Source organism: Chryseobacterium sp. YIM B08800, from assembly GCF_026163565.1.
GTDB lineage: Bacteria > Bacteroidota > Bacteroidia > Flavobacteriales > Weeksellaceae > Chryseobacterium.
The window spans coordinates 17252-33210 of sequence record NZ_JAPDKN010000016.1; the positions used below are offsets into that span (position 1 = coordinate 17252).

Annotated in this window: 22 protein-coding genes; 21 read left to right on the forward strand and 1 reads right to left on the reverse strand. The window is 34.0% G+C overall.

Annotation, left to right across the window (positions count from 1 at the left end):
• From OEW74_RS07435 to OEW74_RS07495, 13 genes are all read left to right on the forward strand, one after another.
• Positions 1–312, forward strand: coding sequence for a hypothetical protein (locus OEW74_RS07435; protein ID WP_265427870.1), 312 nt, complete (start codon positions 1–3; stop codon positions 310–312).
• 56 nt (positions 313–368) lie between these two features.
• Complete coding sequence (locus tag OEW74_RS07440; RefSeq protein WP_265427871.1) at positions 369–1064, forward strand: hypothetical protein; 696 nt, start codon at positions 369–371, stop codon at positions 1062–1064.
• Positions 1065–1121: 57 nt separating this feature from the next.
• Positions 1122–1418 (forward strand): hypothetical protein, encoded by a 297-nt coding sequence (locus OEW74_RS07445; RefSeq protein ID WP_265427872.1) that lies wholly within the window; start codon positions 1122–1124, stop codon positions 1416–1418.
• A gap of 51 nt (positions 1419–1469) precedes the next feature.
• A complete protein-coding gene (locus tag OEW74_RS07450) occupies positions 1470–2054 on the forward strand; it encodes a hypothetical protein (RefSeq protein WP_265427873.1) in 585 nt (194 codons plus the stop codon).
• Positions 2038–3576, forward strand: a complete 1539-nt coding sequence (locus OEW74_RS07455) for a hypothetical protein (protein ID WP_265427874.1) — start codon at positions 2038–2040, stop codon at positions 3574–3576. Before OEW74_RS07450 ends, OEW74_RS07455 begins: the two co-directional genes overlap by 17 nt.
• 258 nt (positions 3577–3834) lie before the next feature.
• Positions 3835–4137 carry a hypothetical protein gene (locus OEW74_RS07460; RefSeq protein ID WP_265427875.1) on the forward strand — a complete coding sequence of 101 codons (303 nt, stop codon included), beginning with the start codon at positions 3835–3837 and terminating at the stop codon, positions 4135–4137.
• Positions 4137–5474, forward strand: a complete 1338-nt coding sequence (locus OEW74_RS07465; protein ID WP_265427876.1) for a hypothetical protein — start codon at positions 4137–4139, stop codon at positions 5472–5474. Before OEW74_RS07460 ends, OEW74_RS07465 begins: the two co-directional genes overlap by 1 nt.
• A gap of 93 nt (positions 5475–5567) precedes the next feature.
• Entirely contained in the window at positions 5568–6467 is a 900-nt protein-coding gene (locus tag OEW74_RS07470) for a DUF6712 family protein (protein WP_265427877.1), read from the forward strand.
• Positions 6468–6523: 56 nt separating this feature from the next.
• Positions 6524–8797, forward strand: coding sequence for an SGNH/GDSL hydrolase family protein (locus OEW74_RS07475; protein WP_265427878.1), 2274 nt, complete (start codon positions 6524–6526; stop codon positions 8795–8797).
• A gap of 62 nt (positions 8798–8859) precedes the next feature.
• On the forward strand, positions 8860–9369 hold the full coding sequence (locus OEW74_RS07480) for a phage holin family protein (protein ID WP_265427879.1): 510 nt from the start codon (positions 8860–8862) through the stop codon (positions 9367–9369).
• Positions 9314–9877: a hypothetical protein gene (locus tag OEW74_RS07485; RefSeq protein WP_265427880.1), complete on the forward strand. Its 564-nt coding sequence runs from the start codon at positions 9314–9316 to the stop codon at positions 9875–9877. Before OEW74_RS07480 ends, OEW74_RS07485 begins: the two co-directional genes overlap by 56 nt.
• Positions 9874–10311 (forward strand): lysozyme, encoded by a 438-nt coding sequence (locus OEW74_RS07490; protein ID WP_265427881.1) that lies wholly within the window; start codon positions 9874–9876, stop codon positions 10309–10311. The genes OEW74_RS07485 and OEW74_RS07490 overlap by 4 nt, the downstream gene beginning before the upstream one ends.
• Before the next feature lie 5 nt (positions 10312–10316).
• On the forward strand, positions 10317–11225 hold the full coding sequence (locus OEW74_RS07495) for a DNA-methyltransferase (protein WP_416207904.1): 909 nt from the start codon (positions 10317–10319) through the stop codon (positions 11223–11225).
• A 106-nt stretch (positions 11226–11331) separates the two neighbouring features.
• Here the strand turns inward: OEW74_RS07495 and OEW74_RS07500 are convergent, their stop codons facing one another.
• Positions 11332–11556: a hypothetical protein gene (locus OEW74_RS07500; RefSeq protein ID WP_265427883.1), complete on the reverse strand. Its 225-nt coding sequence runs from the start codon at positions 11554–11556 to the stop codon at positions 11332–11334.
• 66 nt (positions 11557–11622) lie between these two features.
• Between OEW74_RS07500 and OEW74_RS07505 the strand changes: the two genes are divergently transcribed.
• From OEW74_RS07505 to OEW74_RS07540, 8 genes are all read left to right on the forward strand, one after another.
• Positions 11623–12393, forward strand: coding sequence for a hypothetical protein (locus OEW74_RS07505; RefSeq protein ID WP_265427884.1), 771 nt, complete (start codon positions 11623–11625; stop codon positions 12391–12393).
• The gene (locus OEW74_RS07510) at positions 12377–12880 is read left to right on the forward strand and encodes a hypothetical protein (protein ID WP_265427885.1); all 504 of its coding nucleotides are present in this window, start codon (positions 12377–12379) and stop codon (positions 12878–12880) included. The genes OEW74_RS07505 and OEW74_RS07510 overlap by 17 nt, the downstream gene beginning before the upstream one ends.
• Positions 12881–13059: 179 nt before the next feature.
• A complete protein-coding gene (locus OEW74_RS07515; RefSeq protein ID WP_265427886.1) occupies positions 13060–13335 on the forward strand; it encodes a hypothetical protein in 276 nt (91 codons plus the stop codon).
• Between the two features lie 72 nt (positions 13336–13407).
• Complete coding sequence (locus OEW74_RS07520) at positions 13408–13674, forward strand: helix-turn-helix domain-containing protein (RefSeq protein WP_265427887.1); 267 nt, start codon at positions 13408–13410, stop codon at positions 13672–13674.
• A 322-nt stretch (positions 13675–13996) separates the two neighbouring features.
• Entirely contained in the window at positions 13997–14221 is a 225-nt protein-coding gene (locus OEW74_RS07525; RefSeq protein ID WP_265427888.1) for a hypothetical protein, read from the forward strand.
• Complete coding sequence (locus OEW74_RS07530; RefSeq protein ID WP_265427889.1) at positions 14214–14645, forward strand: hypothetical protein; 432 nt, start codon at positions 14214–14216, stop codon at positions 14643–14645. Before OEW74_RS07525 ends, OEW74_RS07530 begins: the two co-directional genes overlap by 8 nt.
• Positions 14646–14754: 109 nt before the next feature.
• On the forward strand, positions 14755–14976 hold the full coding sequence (locus OEW74_RS07535) for a hypothetical protein (RefSeq protein ID WP_265427890.1): 222 nt from the start codon (positions 14755–14757) through the stop codon (positions 14974–14976).
• Positions 14977–14986: 10 nt separating this feature from the next.
• On the forward strand, positions 14987–15730 hold the full coding sequence (locus OEW74_RS07540) for a hypothetical protein (protein WP_265427891.1): 744 nt from the start codon (positions 14987–14989) through the stop codon (positions 15728–15730).
• Positions 15731–15959 lie beyond the last annotated feature (229 nt).

Sequence of the window (15959 nt, forward strand, 5' to 3'; positions counted from 1 at the left end):
ATGAAAGAACATATCATTTTATCAGTACCGAAGGGTTCAGTTGTCCGTTCAGGGAAAGGTTCTATTTTTACGATTAAAGAAGTTCCGGAAAATGCTTTAGAGTTAATCGAAAACGGCGCAACGTGGCTGATGTTCAAAGAATCTGCAAAAGAACCGTTGAAAAAGCTATCGGAGGAAAGACTAGTTAAAATCATTGATATGCTGAAATCACAGAAAAGAACCCGTGATGTCGGTATTGTGGAAATGGCTTTGGCTGAGAAAAAATCAGGAAAAACAAAAGATCTTGAACCTAACGAAAAACCTGCAAAATAGTATATAGTTTTAAATTGAATCGAAACCTTTCTCTTCCGGAGAGAGGTTTTTTTATTATGAATCGAGACACGCACAGAGAACTTTATCAGCAATACATTTCCAACGGTGGTGATGCAAAAAAAGTACAGCTTTACAAATCATTCAGTCCGGCTAATTATGCCAAACTGAAGTATTTTGTGAAGCAGTTGAATATCGATGTACCCTTTCCAGATGCTGGATCGGCAAAAAAAATAACTCAAACAGTAACCAAGGTAAACACACCGGAAAAACCGCGTAAAAGCATTTTCTCAGATTTTATTTCCCAATATCCAAAAGAACTGCATTCTGCCTTTAAACAGCGTTACGATCACTGGCTCGAAGCCTGTGCTTTGAAAGTTGAACTCAACGATGTTCACCAAACGGATGAGGAAACGGCATACGATATTCAGTTTAAATTATTGGATCATCTGGAAAAAATGGACCGCTGTCAGAAAGCACTTGATCATTACAACAAAAACAAACGCATTATGCTCACGGAGACATTAGCCGATTTTTCAAAACTTTCGCCGATGGAGCTTTTGAAGAAACGTAATGCAACCCGCTCCAACATCACCAAGAGAAAAGCCACCATAAAAAAAATGGAAGACGCTCTTCCGAAAAATACAGATCCGGATTACCGACGAAAATTACATCAGGTAAACTGTAAAATTGAGCAGTTGATAGTGATTGAAAATGAGCTGGAAAAGTTGGAGGAAACAATTAAAAACCAATAATTTACACCAAAACCGACCAGCAATAATTTTGATTACCTTTGTAAAAATAATAGTTTTATGAAAGGAAAAGTTGATATTAGAAAAGATTATGAAGATGCATTTGGAGAGGACAAATCTCAAATGATCTTTAAAGGTTTTAAAGCATTTGAAATAAAGAATTATATGGAATCTATCTCTGATGGTTGTTTCATGTCTTTACAACTGTATCGAATTCCCAATGATGAAAAATTAGATTTTGAGTTTGTTGAAAAAAGAACTGATAAATTCAAAGATTACATTCAAAAATTAAGAGACAGCAAATACAAAGAAGTATTTATTCATTTAGAACACGATCAGATACCTGACAAAGATTAATAATATATATATGTCCTTTAAATAGCCTCTTGCGAAGGCTATTTTCGTGATATGGAACTCGCAAAGTTTACCAAAAACAACCTTTTACAGCGTCTTAAAAACAATTATATAGACGATGAAAATAATAAGTTAGAACCCGCAGATCTCGAAAAGAAAAATCTTTTGGAGAAAATATGGGGTTTGCGTGTGGGTAACAAATATCATCAGCAGGATATTATTGCGATTTTAATGCGTCCTAAACATCGCGGCGGTGAAGACTTATCCAGAACTACAGCTTATCGATATTATAATCTTTCACAGCAACTGTTCGGCGAATTAGATGTTGTCGAAATTGCTGCAGAAAAAGCAATTGCGAGAGCCGTTTTCCATGATATCTATCTGAAAGCTTTAAAGAATGGCGACCTGAAAAACGCTAATAAAGCCTACGAAAACTACATGAAGCACATTCCGGAGGACATGAGTGATAGAATCGATCCTGAAATGTTGAAAGCTTCTGTTTTCCGCCAGGTTCTTCCGAAAGAAGTGAAAAACATGTTCAAAAAAGCCGCAGAACGTGGTGTAGTCGATTTGATGTTTATTGATGCAGAGGATGTGGAGTGGAAAGAGTCAAACGGAGAAGATGAAGACGATGAGTAGTTTTGCGAAATATCAGATGCCGTTAAGGGAAATTTCTCACAATTTAATGCAGGCAGCCGTTACCGAGGCGATTATCGATGGTATTAAAGAAATTGATGTCGAAGCAGCCAGGGGTTCTGGAAAATCCACTGTTTTAGGTAAAAAAATACATACCAACGTCAAAGAAATGCCGAAATCTACTGGTGTGATCGTTGGTGAAACTTTCGTTCAGATAAAAACCCGAACACTCGCTTCGACAAAGGAAGGTTTGAAAATGTACGGCTTGATTGAAGATGTTCATTACGTTGTCGGGAACTGTGGAAAGAAGAAAGGATTTGAAATGCCCTTTCAATCGCCCAACAGTTGGCATAATGTTATACACTTTTTCAACGGTACCATTGCTGTTTTTGTTTCCCTGGATGACCCAAACTCAGGACGTGGTTTGAATGCTTCCTGGGTCGTTGGCGATGAAGCTGCTCTATTGGATTATACAAGATTGTTTAATAACGTTTTGACGACTAACAGGACGATTAAGTCTGATTTTAAATATTCGAAATCGGTCAACTCGGTAATGTTTGTTTCTTCCGTTGCGATGACGCAGAAAGGTGATTGGTTTACGCATAGAGAAGCGAAGAGTATTAAAAGTCCAAAGAAGTACCGATTCATTAAAGCAAATGCATTTGTCAATGCTCATAATCTTGCACCCGGATGGATTGGTCAGATGAAGGAGGAAGCGTTATCGCAAATTCTTTTTGAGGCTGAAATATTGAATATACGTCCGCGTGGCGTACAGGATGGTTTCTACCCACAGTTAAAAACCAGACATTACTACAATTCTAAGGATGATGTAGCGTTACTCGGCGGCGTTACCGAAAACTACACTCCGAGTTGTAAGTATGATCAGGATCTTGTAAGGAATGTACCACTCGATTTTAATCTGGATTTTGGAGGGAAGATTAATTGCGGTACAGTTTCACAACATCTTAAGCTCACAAACGAACTTAACTTTATTAAAGAGTTTTACGCTAAGTCTGTAGACGGTGAGAAGCTCAGCGATTTAGTGCAGAAGTTTATTGAGTATTACGAGCCACACAAAGCATCGTGTAATATTGTTAACCTTTACCATGACCGTTCTGGATTCAAGGAAGAAGCCAACTCAAAGACTACACTCGCAGAAGATGTAGAGAATAAGTTGCGAAAAGCTGGGTGGAAAGTAATCAACCGAACACCGAATACCAATAACCCTGGTCACATCGTGAAATATCGTCTTATTGAAACTATATTGAGCGAGACCGATCACGAACTTCCGACCGTTCGCATTAACCAAGACCGATGCCCGAACTTGATTATATCTTTAGAGAATGCAGCTGTTACCCATAAGAAGGATGGTTATGAAAAGGATAAGAGCAGTGAGAAATCTAAAACTATTCCTCAGGAGCATGCTACACACCTATCAGATACATTTGATTACCGACTATGGTGGGGCTTTGCCTACATCATCGATAATACTTACTCGTCATCGATGATTATCACCAACCTTTAGCACAAAATGTACAAAAGCCCCTTTTTGGGGCTTTTTCAGTGATTTACCCATATTTCGCTTTTTTCACAAACGGAAATTGTAGATCGGACTAAGGCGACCGTGGGGTTAATCATTATATTTTGGGATTTAATTTAAAAATCATGTGATTAACTAATTGAAAATCAATTAACCGTGATTTTTATCGTGGGATTAGGATATTAATCTTCATTGAAAAACACTGTCCTTTTGCCGATGTTTAGCTGAAAATATCTTTGAGCTGTGGAAAAAACAATGTTTTTGAGTGAAGTTTTGGAAAAAATGAAAGAAGGAAATTTCACTTTGGAAATGCGCACATTCAACCGGTATAACAAAACAGGTGGGAAAACGGTGATATTTAGAAATGCCGAACTTTTGAGACCGCCAAAAAAGAAAGGTTTGGTAAGGCTTGCAGATCCTACTCCTTTTAAAAACCCGAACCACTTTGAAAATAGAACCCGAAATATAAAATTAGAAGACGGAACGATCAAGACGATTCATATTGTTTTTATCATCCGGTTTAATGGAATCAAAGTAATATTTTAATGAGTACAAAAATATCAGATAATATCTACGCAGTTGGAAATAATCGTGTGGCAATGGTTTTTAGCAAATCTTCGGGATCTGCGCATGCACAAATCAAAATTTCCAAAAGTAATGGTGATTCGGAGATTTGCAACTGGGGTGATGATAATCTTTATCCTCTAAATTTTGAAAACAAATTAAAACGCTCAGGAACTGCTATCGGAGGATTGGAGGTTTTGACAACATCTCATTTCGGAACTGGTTTTTCTTTGTACAGAGAAACTGAAGAAGGTACGACAGATGATTATATTTCTGTACCTTTTTTTAAATATCCTGCGATCGGTCAGTTTTTTAGAAAAGTAAAAATAGATCTTTTTTATAAATCTATTATTGAAGATTATGAAAAGTACAGATGGTCTGTCACGGAATATTTACTTTCACCGAACGGTCAGGAAATTATTTCCATTAAAAGACAGCCGACCGCATGGTGTCGATTTGAAGTTCCCAACGAAAAAACTGGTTTGATTGAAAACGTGATCATCAACAGTGATTGGGAAAGCCGAAAAAAAGAAAATGATGTGAAGCTTCCGCTTTTCAGTCAGATGTTTTCTGTGGAGGAAATCAAAGAATATTGCAAGCGAAAAAGGATTACAAACTTCTGTATCGCTTCCATTGATACTTTAAGCATCGAGAAAGTTTATCCAGATGTTGGTTGGCATTCTTCTTTCAAAAACGGCTGGATGGATGTCGTTCTTGCAATTCCAGAATTCAAAAAATTCATGTTTGAAAATCAGCTCAATTTTAAATATCTCATTCATATTGCAGATGATTATTTTACCCACCGATATGGTGCAGATGTTTGGAAAGAAATGGAACCAACTGAACAAGAAAACAAACGTGCTGAATTGGTTGAAAGCATTGATAAAAAATTAAGTGGAAATGAATCTGCAGGAAGATCTTTAATTTCTCCTTTCTTCCGTGATAGAAATTCTAACAGTAATGAGCCTATAAAAGGAGTCCAGATCGAAACAATCAAACAAGATCAATCCAACGGCGACTTCCTTCTCGACGCCTCCGCAGGAAACTCAGAAATCCTTTTCCCAATGGGTGTAGATCCTTGTTTACTCGGTGCGGGTATTCCGGGAGGAAAAAATCTTTCCGGTTCCGGATCTGATAAGCGAGAAGCATACACTATTCTTTGCTCCCGTCTTCCGGCTAAGCATGCAGTGACTTTGGAAATATTCTTAACTATCCGTGACTGGAATGGTTGGGATCAGAATTTAATCGGAAAATTCCCGAATGTACAACTCACAACCTTAGATAAAAACCCAACCGGACAGAGCAATGTTGTGATGTAAAAAGACAAAATAAAAGTTTTCAAAATTTTGTTGTAAAAATGCAAAACCTGACAAAATCGTTTGAAAAAATATTTTCACAAAAAAGTATAGAAAATGCAAAAGTTAACAGCTGAAGATTATAAAAAATATATCGGACTTCATAAAGATTTCGCTTTCGAAAAATTGGAAGCTCACGAAGAAACCGCATTTCGTAAAAATATCTTTCCTTACATATCAGAAGATATTATTATCGAACTGAAAGGATCCGAAGATGAAGTCAAAAAACAGATTGCCGATTTGATTTTAAAAGCCGGAGCCTGTTATTCAGTCGTGAAAGCACTTCCTTTCATCAAAGTAAAGATTACGAGTTTTGGAATGGAAAAATACCAGCAGGAAAAAATGAAAAACGCTGATTGGTGGGATGTTCGTGATATTGGTTTATCTTTAGTGAAAACTGCAGACGAAGCTTTGTCGGATGCGCTCACCGAAATTGCAAAAGATTCTGCTTTAAAATCCCGATGCAATTTCTTTACAAAACATTCTTTTGCGCCGATTCCTACACCGGAAGAATTCAATTCGGTCTACACAATCAACAAATCGATGGATGTGTATCTTAATTTGGTGCCGTTGATGAAAAGGGTGTGGCTCGCATTGGCTGATCAGTTAAAAGATTGCGTCGTTGCAGAACTTTCCACCGATGAAGATCTTATTTTTTTGTTAAAAGATGCGATTGTGTATTCATCACTCGGAAAAGCTCTGAAGCTTTCACAGTTTACTTTCATTACTTCCGGAGTGGTTATTCAATACGAAGAAATGCCGTGGCAGAAATCTCTTATTTTATCTGATGTTCAAAAAAACAATCTCGCTGAAGAATTCAGGGAAACTGCTTCTGAAGCTATTGGCGGAATTATAAAATATCTGAAAAACAATCCCGAAAAATTCCCATGCTACAAACATGTAACCGTTGAAAATGTGCCGAAAATAATAGAGAAAAAATCAGGGCTTTACCTTTAGAAATGTCCTTTTGTAGCAGGTTTTAGCCTGCTATTTTTGTTTAAAATAAATACATAATGTCGCATATTTTCGAAACAGTTACCGGAACTTCAGAAGCGTTAGCATTTAAATTTAATGGGCAATTTGCCCTAAAAAATTACAATGTAGAAATTGTCAATGGTAATAAATTAAAAGTTGTTTCAACAACAAATGAAATGTTTTCTCTTTTGGAAGCAGATGTGAGAGAGGTAGAAATTAATGGAATGATTTATTCAGATCCTGCAGCGGCGCAAATAGCTCTCACATCATTGGTTTATAGTGAAAATGAACCTGTTGTTTTAACAAAAGAACAATATATGCAACTGTCATCGGCTGTTCAGATGGCAGATAGAGGAAAAATTTTGCCTGATACTCCTATTCCTTCTGGAGGTTGGCAACCTGGTTGGTATACTCCAGGGCTATTTGAAAATGAAGATCCGGGAACAAACTATCCAAACCAGAATAATTTAAAAGCAAAAAAAGGATTTATTACTAAGTTTTTGTATTCTGGCGGTATATGGGATGCTGTTGTTTACTCTATACCTCAAGCAACACAGTTTATTCCAGCTTTTACAAATTCTACTTTTCCTCTAATATCATCTACATCAAATCCAGTGCAAAAAACACATCAAGGATCTATTTGGGAATTAACACCAGGTGCAACAGCTACAAGTACTGATATTCCAGGGTCAAGTAGCAAATGGACAAGGCTTGGTAAATTTAATTTCAACGTGAAAAAAGTCATAGAAGAACCATCGGCTCCTGCGTCTAATATTAGTAGTTCTCTAACCCAAATATTTCCAATATTTCAAGAAACAATACAAAATCAATATATAGATTCTATTTCTGTTAACGTTGGCACTGCCGGAATATTAACAGTATTAAAAGGTAAAGATATTGGTCTTTCAACTTATGGCAAATCAATAATCACACAAGTTGATGTTAAGGTCGGGGTTAATGTAATTTCAATTAATACTTTCTTAGAAAAAGACGAATTTATTGGGATTAAAGAAAGCGGAGATACAGCAGTAGTAAAGTATTTAAACAGCGCAAATGTTATATCGGGTGGTGCAAATTACTATAATGGTACAGCGTGGGTAAGTTCAGCTATTGATGTTTTTGGTGTTTCAATATTAACAAATGCAAAAGATATTAAAAATCCTTCTATTGCTCCTGCTTCTGTCGAAGCTGTAAGAGATGTAAGAAATAAAATGTTAATAAATAGATTTGATAATAATCTTGTTGTTGATGGTAAATACTTAAGTACCAGCGGAGTTGTAATTGTAGGAACTAAAGGTTTAGATGTATGGTCTAATTTAATTAATGTATCAGACATATTGCAAGTTGGCTATAAAAATAAACCAATCGGTGGCAACACTGGAGGGAGTGATCAGTACGCTAATTTTAAAATGGCATGGCATAAAGAAGATAAATCTTTAATATCTGTCTTTAATATTACTACTTTAAACGGGACATTAACAAAACCAGATGATGCGAAATATTTATCATTTACAGCAAAATTCAGAGGTTTTGGACAGAGCTATGCTGAAACTATGATCTACGATGCTCAGTACACCTTTAATTCTTATGTTGCCTATGGTGTAACGTATTTGTCAAAATTAAAAGAATTATCAAGTTATAGAACTTCTATTTATGGTAAGAAGCTCACATATTTAGGCGATTCAATTACCATAGGCAGATTAGGTGCAGGAACTTTTACAGAAAACGCATACCCGACACTGATAGGTAATAGAAATTCTAATGTAGTTCAAAATTTGGGAGTTTCCGGAACTCATTTATGTTTTTATAGTTCAGCTGCAACAAATACATTTATTCAACGGGCAAAGGATATAGCAAGTGACAGTGATTACATTATAATTTTTGGATGCACTAATGACGTTGGTAATTCTATTAATGCAGGTGTGCCTACTGACTATTGCGATTTCGGTGCTTTCAATTCTCCTACATGGCAAACCGTTCAAAACACTATCTGCGGTAATATAGCGTGGTTAATTAAAAATATTACTGAAAACAGACCGGGTAAAAAATTAATGTTTGTCTTGCCTTATAATCACTCTATGGGTGATGAAACAAGACGTTTTGCTATAAACGATGCGATTGCAAAAACTTGCGAATATTATTCAATTCCTTACTTAGATCTTCAGAAGAAAGCGGGGTTCTCGTATTTAAGAACACCTAATCAATACAGCACTCTTATAGGTGACGGCGGAACTGATACTGTGCATCCGAATTTTACAGGGCAGGCATGGCTATCAAGGATAATTGAACAATTTATTATTGAAAATAATTAAGCGATAAATAATAAATTCCCTTCTTTTCAATTGTTTACAGGGAATAAAAAAATAATATTAGAATGATATTAGAATTTTTAAAAGAAGATTACAGCGCAATAACGATGAAATTAATTGTCATCGGAATTCTTTGGTGCGCAGTTTTGCTGGCGATGATTATTGATTTCTTTTTTGGAATCAGAAAAGCGAAACAAATTGGCGAAGTGAGAAGTTCAGAAGGCTATAAAAGAAGTGTTTCAAAGTTTAATCAATATTTTGGAATGCTTGTATTTGCATTTATTTTCGATGCAATAGTGCCTATTTCCTATTTTTTTGAATTTCCTATTTCTGCAATTCCTGTAGTATCATTATTAGCTGCAGTTGCTTTAGTTTTCACGGAAGCAAAGTCGGTGCATGAAAAAGGAGATGAAAAGCAAAGAAGAAAATTAGATGCTTCTTTGCTTCAAGTTTTAGAGCTACTGGAGAAAAAAGATGATGTGCTTCACGAATTACTATCAAAATATAAAAAAGAGGGAAATGAAAACAATAATAATGATATTGTCACTTCTATCGATGATGGGTTGCAAAACTAAACAGGTCACGAAAAGTTTTGAAACTCAGAAAGAATTTGAAAAAGTTGATTCAAAAAAAGACAGCATTCAGAATGAAGTCAAAAGCCAGGAGAAAGAAGCTATTTCCAAAAAGGAAACAGCTGAGCAAAAAAAAGAATCACAGACAGAAATTGACATTGCTGGTAAGGCTGAAACTGATAGGCCACTTGAAATCTTCCATGTTGAAAATGGTGATACTTTGCAAAGTTTTAAAGTTTCCGGAAATGCAAATATTGTCTTCAGATCAAAAGTTTCGAAATCAACTGAAGAAAAAACTGAGAAAAAATCAGAATCACTTGTTGAAAAATTCAAGCAATTTTCAGAAAACATTGTTGAAGAAAATAATGTTAAAGAGCGATTCAAAGAAGTAAAAAACAAAACAAAGGAGGTAAAAGTTAAAGGCTTTCAAGCCGGAACCTGGATTGTGATTACAATCGTTATCTTTTTTTTAATCTTCATCTTTTTCATCTATAAATATTTTAAAAAATGAAAACATCAAAAAAAGGAATCAATCTGATTTTATCATTTGAAGGATTCAGTTCCAAACCTTATTTTGATTCAGCAGGAATCCCGACAATAGGCTACGGAAATACATATTATCCGGGTGGAAAAAAAGTAACCATGAAAGATCCTTCCATCAGCAAAGAAAAAGGAGCAGAATTATTTTCATCTGTTTTACCAACGTATGAAAAAATAGTTAAGAATAAAATTAAAATCACGCTTACACAAAATCAATTTGATGCTCTAGTATCGCATACTTACAATACCGGAGGTTCTGATACTTTATTTTCTTTAATCAATAAAAAAGCAAATTCAGATACTATTAAAGACTGGTTTACTTCAAGATACATTACCGCCGATGGAAAGACTTTAAACGGCTTAATCCGAAGAAGAAAAGCTGAAGCTGATCTGTTTTTTAGTTAAAAAAAATAAAAATGATACAGTTATTTAACGAAGATAATTTAGAAGTAATGAAAAGGCTTCCTGATGAAAGTATTGATGTGATCTGTATTGATCCGCCGTACTTGTATTTAAAAAACCAGAAGCTAGAACGCCCGTTTGATGAGCTGAAATTCTTTTCCGAATGCAAAAGGCTTTTGACGAAGAATGGATTTATAGTGATGTTTGGTCGTGGTGAAAGCTTTTACCGTTGGAATACTATTTTGTCTGACTTGAAATTTAATTTTAAAGAAGAAATTATTTGGAATAAGAGACGTGGATCATCGCCCGTACTCCCTATTACTAGGGTGCATGAAACGATATCAATTTTCGCAAAAGATTCTGGCAAAATAAATAATGTTAAGGTGTGTTATGGCGAGATTAAGAAATACGATCAAGATAAAGTTTATGAAGATATTAGAAGATTACAATGTCTTTTTGGAAAAGGCAAGATGTATGAAAAAGTGATTGAAAATCTTAAAAAAGTAAAGGATGGGATTGACTATACACACGCTGAAACTTTAGCTACGTTTAAAGCTACAAAACAAACAAATAATAAAATTAAATGCGTTGCTACTTATCAGATTATAGCACTTGAAAAAGGCTTGAAAGAGCAGAGTATAATATCTGACAATTCCCAACATTTTGGGAATATACATCCAACTCAAAAACCCGTACGTCTCATAGAACGACTTTTAGCATTGGTAATCCCAAAAAATAAAACTCCTAAAGAAACCGTTATCGCTGATTTTTTCGCAGGATCAATGTCTTGTATGGAAGCTGTACATAATATGGGTATGCAGGGAATAGCCTGCGAAATAGATAAAGAATATTTCGATGATGGAAAAAATAGAATTGATAATCTTCAACCTAAACAACCAGAATTATTTGATAATTAACCTTGTATTTTGGTATAGAATTTGAATCCAATGCAAAACCATCCAATTTATATATTCAAATTTATAAGAGAGCTTCCACCATCAATCCGGAAGCTCTCTTTTTTTGTTAAAAATCATTGTTAATTTTCTTGAACTCAGCAATGGCAAATTCTTCGACAGCATCAGTAATAACTTTATCGCTTGGGTGGGGAATTCCAAAATAGTCTACAGGCATTATATTTAAAGGTTTTATATTTTCAATTTTATATAAAATAAAGCTATAACCTTTAAAATAGTAGATATAATATTGCTCTTCAGTTGGGGCGTAAAATAGTTTTAGTTTGACTTTCATTTTTCAAAATTACAAATGTCCTTTAAGAAAATGTTGATTTCTTTCAATTTTACAAAAAATTAAAGGATGAATATCACCGTCGCAAAATCTTGGCAGGAACTCAACGAATGGCAGTTGCAGGAAATTGTAGATTTATATCTCAACCAATTCGATAAAACTCCGGAGAAAGCATTTGGAAAAATGATTATTATTCTTTTTCAAAAAAACAAAGGCTTTTGGAGTCGCATAAAACTTTGGAAGATCATCAGGCAAGTTCCGATATCTACACTTTCAGAGTTTGGTGATTTTTTATTACAACCTCCTAAACTTCATTCTTTTCCCGAAATAGAAAATCTGAGAAAGCCTGCAGATCGTCTCGGTGATTTATCAATAAAGCAGTTTTCTTTTATGGATCAGTTTTTCCATTCATGGATGGAAACAAAATCTGATAAGTTTCTACGAGCTTTGTGCGCTTCCATTTATCGCATTGGCGAAAATTTCGACGAACAAAATCTTCCTTCAATAGCAAAAGAAACAGACAAGATTTCAAAAAAGGAAAGACAGGTAATTGGTTTTACATATTTATCCTCTTATCATCATTTGGCAGATCAGTTTCCGGTAGTGTTTCCGAAGCCTAAAGAAAAAACTTCTGAAGAAATTAAGGAAAACAGAAAACCAAAAGCCAAACATCAACCATTCTCTGAGATCATTCTTAATCTCGTAATGAATGAAGAAACTCAACCGCTCGGAAACCTTCATGAGAGCAATTCAACAAGAATTTACGAGTTTATGCATGTCTTCACAAAAATCATCATTAAAAACAAAAAAATAGAACAGGAAAATGCCAAGAGAAAATAATTCTTACCTGAAAATGAAAGATTACTTCGAAGATCTCGTAAGTAAATCTGTTGATGTAAAGTCTTTTGCAGGATATTTTCGTCGTGAATTGCTGAATAATATGGAAAAATCTGACTTTGAAAGCCCTTATCTTGCTTTGTTCGATTATGAACTGACGTTTTCGGGGCCTGAACAGAATACTATTTCGACCAGAAAAATTGGTTTTGCTGTTATGTATAGCAATGTATATGATGATGATTTGGAATTGCAGTATCAAAGGATTGATGATGCCGAACAGATTATTCTGGAATTTATGGCAAGAATGAAAGTGGAGTCTGCAGATGAAAATCATTTTTTACATAAAGCTTTTAAAAAAGAAGGATCCATCATTACACCTGTTGAACTGGAAGACAATAGTTTCGGTTCTGAAGTAACTTTAGAATTTAATAACAATCAAAGCTTAAAAGCGCACGCCGACAAATGGACGGATGATTTCCTAAAATGCTAACATTCTTTTTTTAACATAGTTTAATTTTTCCCAACCCCGTAAGGTTGGGCTTTACTTTTTAGTGTTAAAAAAGTGTTAAAATTTAAAATATTAAATCCGCACTATTGCGGATTTGGAAATTAAATTATATCTTTACATCGTAATAATAAAACAAATACTAACAATTAAAATTTTACAAAATGAAAACTTACACAACAACACAAGGTCAAGAATTTACAATCGATTATGCTTTTGCTATCACTGCAGGTTATGGTCATCAAAAAATCACAGCTTATGTAATTGCTGAAAATGGAGATAAAAAAGAATTCAGTGCTAAAACTAATAATATGCCTGATTTTGATGAAGCTTCTGATTTGGAAGGTCAAGAAAAATATGAAGCATTATTTGATTTGGTAGATTATTCTTTAGATGGCGAAATTTCTGAGTGGTTATATGAAATCACAACCGCTGACTAAAAAAAATAAAAGCCCTCGTGACGGAGGGCTTTCTTTGTAATAATAAAATTCTAATACTAATATCAAAATCTTATGGCAAATTTCGATAATTCAGCCGACATAGGCGAACAAATGATAATAAAATTTATGAAAGAAAGGATGGAAGAAAAATCCATGAAGCAAAACAGACTTTCTGACCTCACAGGAATATCAGAAGACACTTTAACCCGGTATTTTAATCGGCAAACAAAGATATCGCTTCCTAATTTATTGAAGATTTGTGGAGCTTTAGAATTACGGCCATTTTTCATACCTGCAGAAATTGACCATACAGAATTTCAAAGAATGTTTTTTAATTAAAATTTTAATTTATGAAAAATATTTGGTTAGAAAATTATGAAGAATATAAGTCAGGCCTTCTTTAACAATGCTGCAACTACAGTTTAGGAACCTCTCTTTATAGCCTTTTATTATCATTGATATTTTAGTTTTGTAAAAATTACGATGCAGAAATTATATGATATTTATAAAAACATCAAATTTTAATTTGTGTTAAAATACAATTTGCGACGCGTTTTGGCGTTATTCATGTATTCTTTTGCAGACTAATTTGTTTTAGCAAAACAACAAATCAATCAAAATGTATATATTTGCACCATTAAACAAACTAATAATGAAAATTATGAGCATACTAAAAGCGTCACTTTTGGCACTTGGTAACATTAAGTCTGCTTATTCGGGTCAGGTTAGTTCTCAAAACAAAGAGTACAAAAGAATTAAAAATGAAGTTGAAAACTTAAGAGTACCTACCACTAGAGATGATAGAGAAAACTTAAGCAAAGACCGAAATAATGCTGTAAACTCTTATAGAAAAGCCTTCGATAAAGCTGATACTTGCAATGGCTAAACAACAACGTACGCAGCAGGTCGTAAGAAACCAGCAAGGTCAGCAGGGGCACATGGTACAAGAGGTTTTTGATGATAATCTTTTGCCTGATGCGGCCGAAATTGAAAAGCTATACGCTATCGATCCGCACATTCTAGAATGGCTTAAACAATCTGCGGATAAAGAGCAAGCTTTCAGGCATAAAGCCTTTGATACCAAAACTGATTTGGTAAGAAGTAATGAAAAAGGAACCCGAAGAGTAAATATTTTAGGGTTAGTTTTTTCTTTTTTACTCACTTTAGCAGCGATGGCTTTCTCTGCATGGTTGATTTATTGCGATCACGAAGTTTTAGGTTCTATTTTTGGTGGCGGAGTGATTGTTGCAATCATAAGTGCATTTCTATCAAAAGTAATTGTTACCAAACCAAACAACCCCAACAATTAATGTCTAACTTTTAACGATACAAAACCTCCCTCACCGGAGGTTTTTTCTTTTACGGCTTCCCGTATTTTTAATATTTTCTTTTTCTTTATATTTATCAAAAATTTTTACCATGAAAAACTTTATCGAAATTAGAGATGTAGACACACAGGTTTACAAATTGAATATTAATCAGATTTCATATTTCTATAGACCACAAGTTGCTACTGAAAGCATTGAAAGAGAAGAAAAAACAATTTGGACTAGAATTATGAGTAGTAATAATATAGAGTTTACGACAAGAACTTCTATTCAAGATTTAGAAAAAATGATAAAAGAAGCTCAAGAAAAATAATAATTTTACCATGAAAAAACTTTTATTTTTCTGTGTTGCTTTCTTATCGTTTTTAATGAATGCTCAGGAAAGCGAAATGCAGTTTAAGAAAATTATTAAACTAAATGATTTAGCTGTAGAGAATCTAGATAATAGACCTAAATTAGATTCTATTTTAGCTGAAATCACAATAATAAGAGATGTTGCTGCTAATGATGAAGTTTTACAAAAATCAAAAGATGCAATAAAAACTATCATAGAATACAATCAAATAAAAGACGCAATTGTTCCTGCAAATGATTTCAGCATTCTTACATCCCAGGATTTAAAAGAATTTGATTATAGATATGATAAGTTTGATAAAAAGTATATCATAAACCCAATGAGGAAGGGTGAAATTTATCCTTATTTAGTTTTAACAGATTCAGGTGTTTATTTAAGATTTGTAAATATCTATAAGAAAAACAGCTTTATATTTTGGAATAAAGCAAGATTTTTATACGATGGAAAAACGTTTGAATACACGGATGAAAGTACAAGAACTAGTAGTTCATCATCATACAATAGGTATTTAGGAACTACAACTTCGGTTACTGAAGAATCGGATGTTTTTTGTACTAAAGAAATGATTGCTTTTTTAAGGGAAATAACTACAGCAACAACGGTCGAAGGAAGACTTCAGGGAAAAAATAATTATTACGATTACACAATAGGAGAAAAAACAAAACTCCGTATTGCAAAAGTTTTAGAACTTTACGACAAACTCAAAAAATAATTTATAAATAATCTACAATAAATTTTGTGGATTATTTTTTTTACCTACATTTGTAGAGCTAAACTCAATTGACCTGAAGAAGTCTTTAAAAAATCTTCACAACATTTTTACGAAAAAATATTAAGACATAGGTCTTGATGAGTATTGGAAATCTTCTTCGGACGATTGGGTTTAGCGACTGCCAAGAAAATCAAGGCTTTTTTTCTTGGTTTATTTAGAAATAACTTTT

Excerpts from the sequence above, each read along its gene's own strand:
- OEW74_RS07435 (WP_265427870.1), top strand. The coding sequence starts at position 1 with ATGAAAGAACATATCATTTTATCAGTACCGAAGGGTTCAGTTGTCCGT.
- OEW74_RS07440 (WP_265427871.1), top strand. The coding sequence starts at position 369 with ATGAATCGAGACACGCACAGAGAACTTTATCAGCAATACATTTCCAAC.
- OEW74_RS07445 (WP_265427872.1), top strand. The coding sequence starts at position 1,122 with ATGAAAGGAAAAGTTGATATTAGAAAAGATTATGAAGATGCATTTGGA.
- OEW74_RS07450 (WP_265427873.1), top strand. The coding sequence starts at position 1,470 with ATGGAACTCGCAAAGTTTACCAAAAACAACCTTTTACAGCGTCTTAAA.
- OEW74_RS07455 (WP_265427874.1), top strand. The coding sequence starts at position 2,038 with ATGAAGACGATGAGTAGTTTTGCGAAATATCAGATGCCGTTAAGGGAA.
- OEW74_RS07465 (WP_265427876.1), top strand. The coding sequence starts at position 4,137 with ATGAGTACAAAAATATCAGATAATATCTACGCAGTTGGAAATAATCGT.
- OEW74_RS07470 (WP_265427877.1), top strand. The coding sequence starts at position 5,568 with ATGCAAAAGTTAACAGCTGAAGATTATAAAAAATATATCGGACTTCAT.
- OEW74_RS07475 (WP_265427878.1), top strand. The coding sequence starts at position 6,524 with ATGTCGCATATTTTCGAAACAGTTACCGGAACTTCAGAAGCGTTAGCA.
- OEW74_RS07480 (WP_265427879.1), top strand. The coding sequence starts at position 8,860 with ATGATATTAGAATTTTTAAAAGAAGATTACAGCGCAATAACGATGAAA.
- OEW74_RS07485 (WP_265427880.1), top strand. The coding sequence starts at position 9,314 with ATGAAAACAATAATAATGATATTGTCACTTCTATCGATGATGGGTTGC.
- OEW74_RS07490 (WP_265427881.1), top strand. The coding sequence starts at position 9,874 with ATGAAAACATCAAAAAAAGGAATCAATCTGATTTTATCATTTGAAGGA.
- OEW74_RS07500 (WP_265427883.1), bottom strand. The coding sequence starts at position 11,556 with ATGAAAGTCAAACTAAAACTATTTTACGCCCCAACTGAAGAGCAATAT.
- OEW74_RS07505 (WP_265427884.1), top strand. The coding sequence starts at position 11,623 with ATGAATATCACCGTCGCAAAATCTTGGCAGGAACTCAACGAATGGCAG.
- OEW74_RS07510 (WP_265427885.1), top strand. The coding sequence starts at position 12,377 with ATGCCAAGAGAAAATAATTCTTACCTGAAAATGAAAGATTACTTCGAA.
- OEW74_RS07515 (WP_265427886.1), top strand. The coding sequence starts at position 13,060 with ATGAAAACTTACACAACAACACAAGGTCAAGAATTTACAATCGATTAT.
- OEW74_RS07520 (WP_265427887.1), top strand. The coding sequence starts at position 13,408 with ATGGCAAATTTCGATAATTCAGCCGACATAGGCGAACAAATGATAATA.
- OEW74_RS07525 (WP_265427888.1), top strand. The coding sequence starts at position 13,997 with ATGAGCATACTAAAAGCGTCACTTTTGGCACTTGGTAACATTAAGTCT.
- OEW74_RS07530 (WP_265427889.1), top strand. The coding sequence starts at position 14,214 with ATGGCTAAACAACAACGTACGCAGCAGGTCGTAAGAAACCAGCAAGGT.
- OEW74_RS07535 (WP_265427890.1), top strand. The coding sequence starts at position 14,755 with ATGAAAAACTTTATCGAAATTAGAGATGTAGACACACAGGTTTACAAA.
- OEW74_RS07540 (WP_265427891.1), top strand. The coding sequence starts at position 14,987 with ATGAAAAAACTTTTATTTTTCTGTGTTGCTTTCTTATCGTTTTTAATG.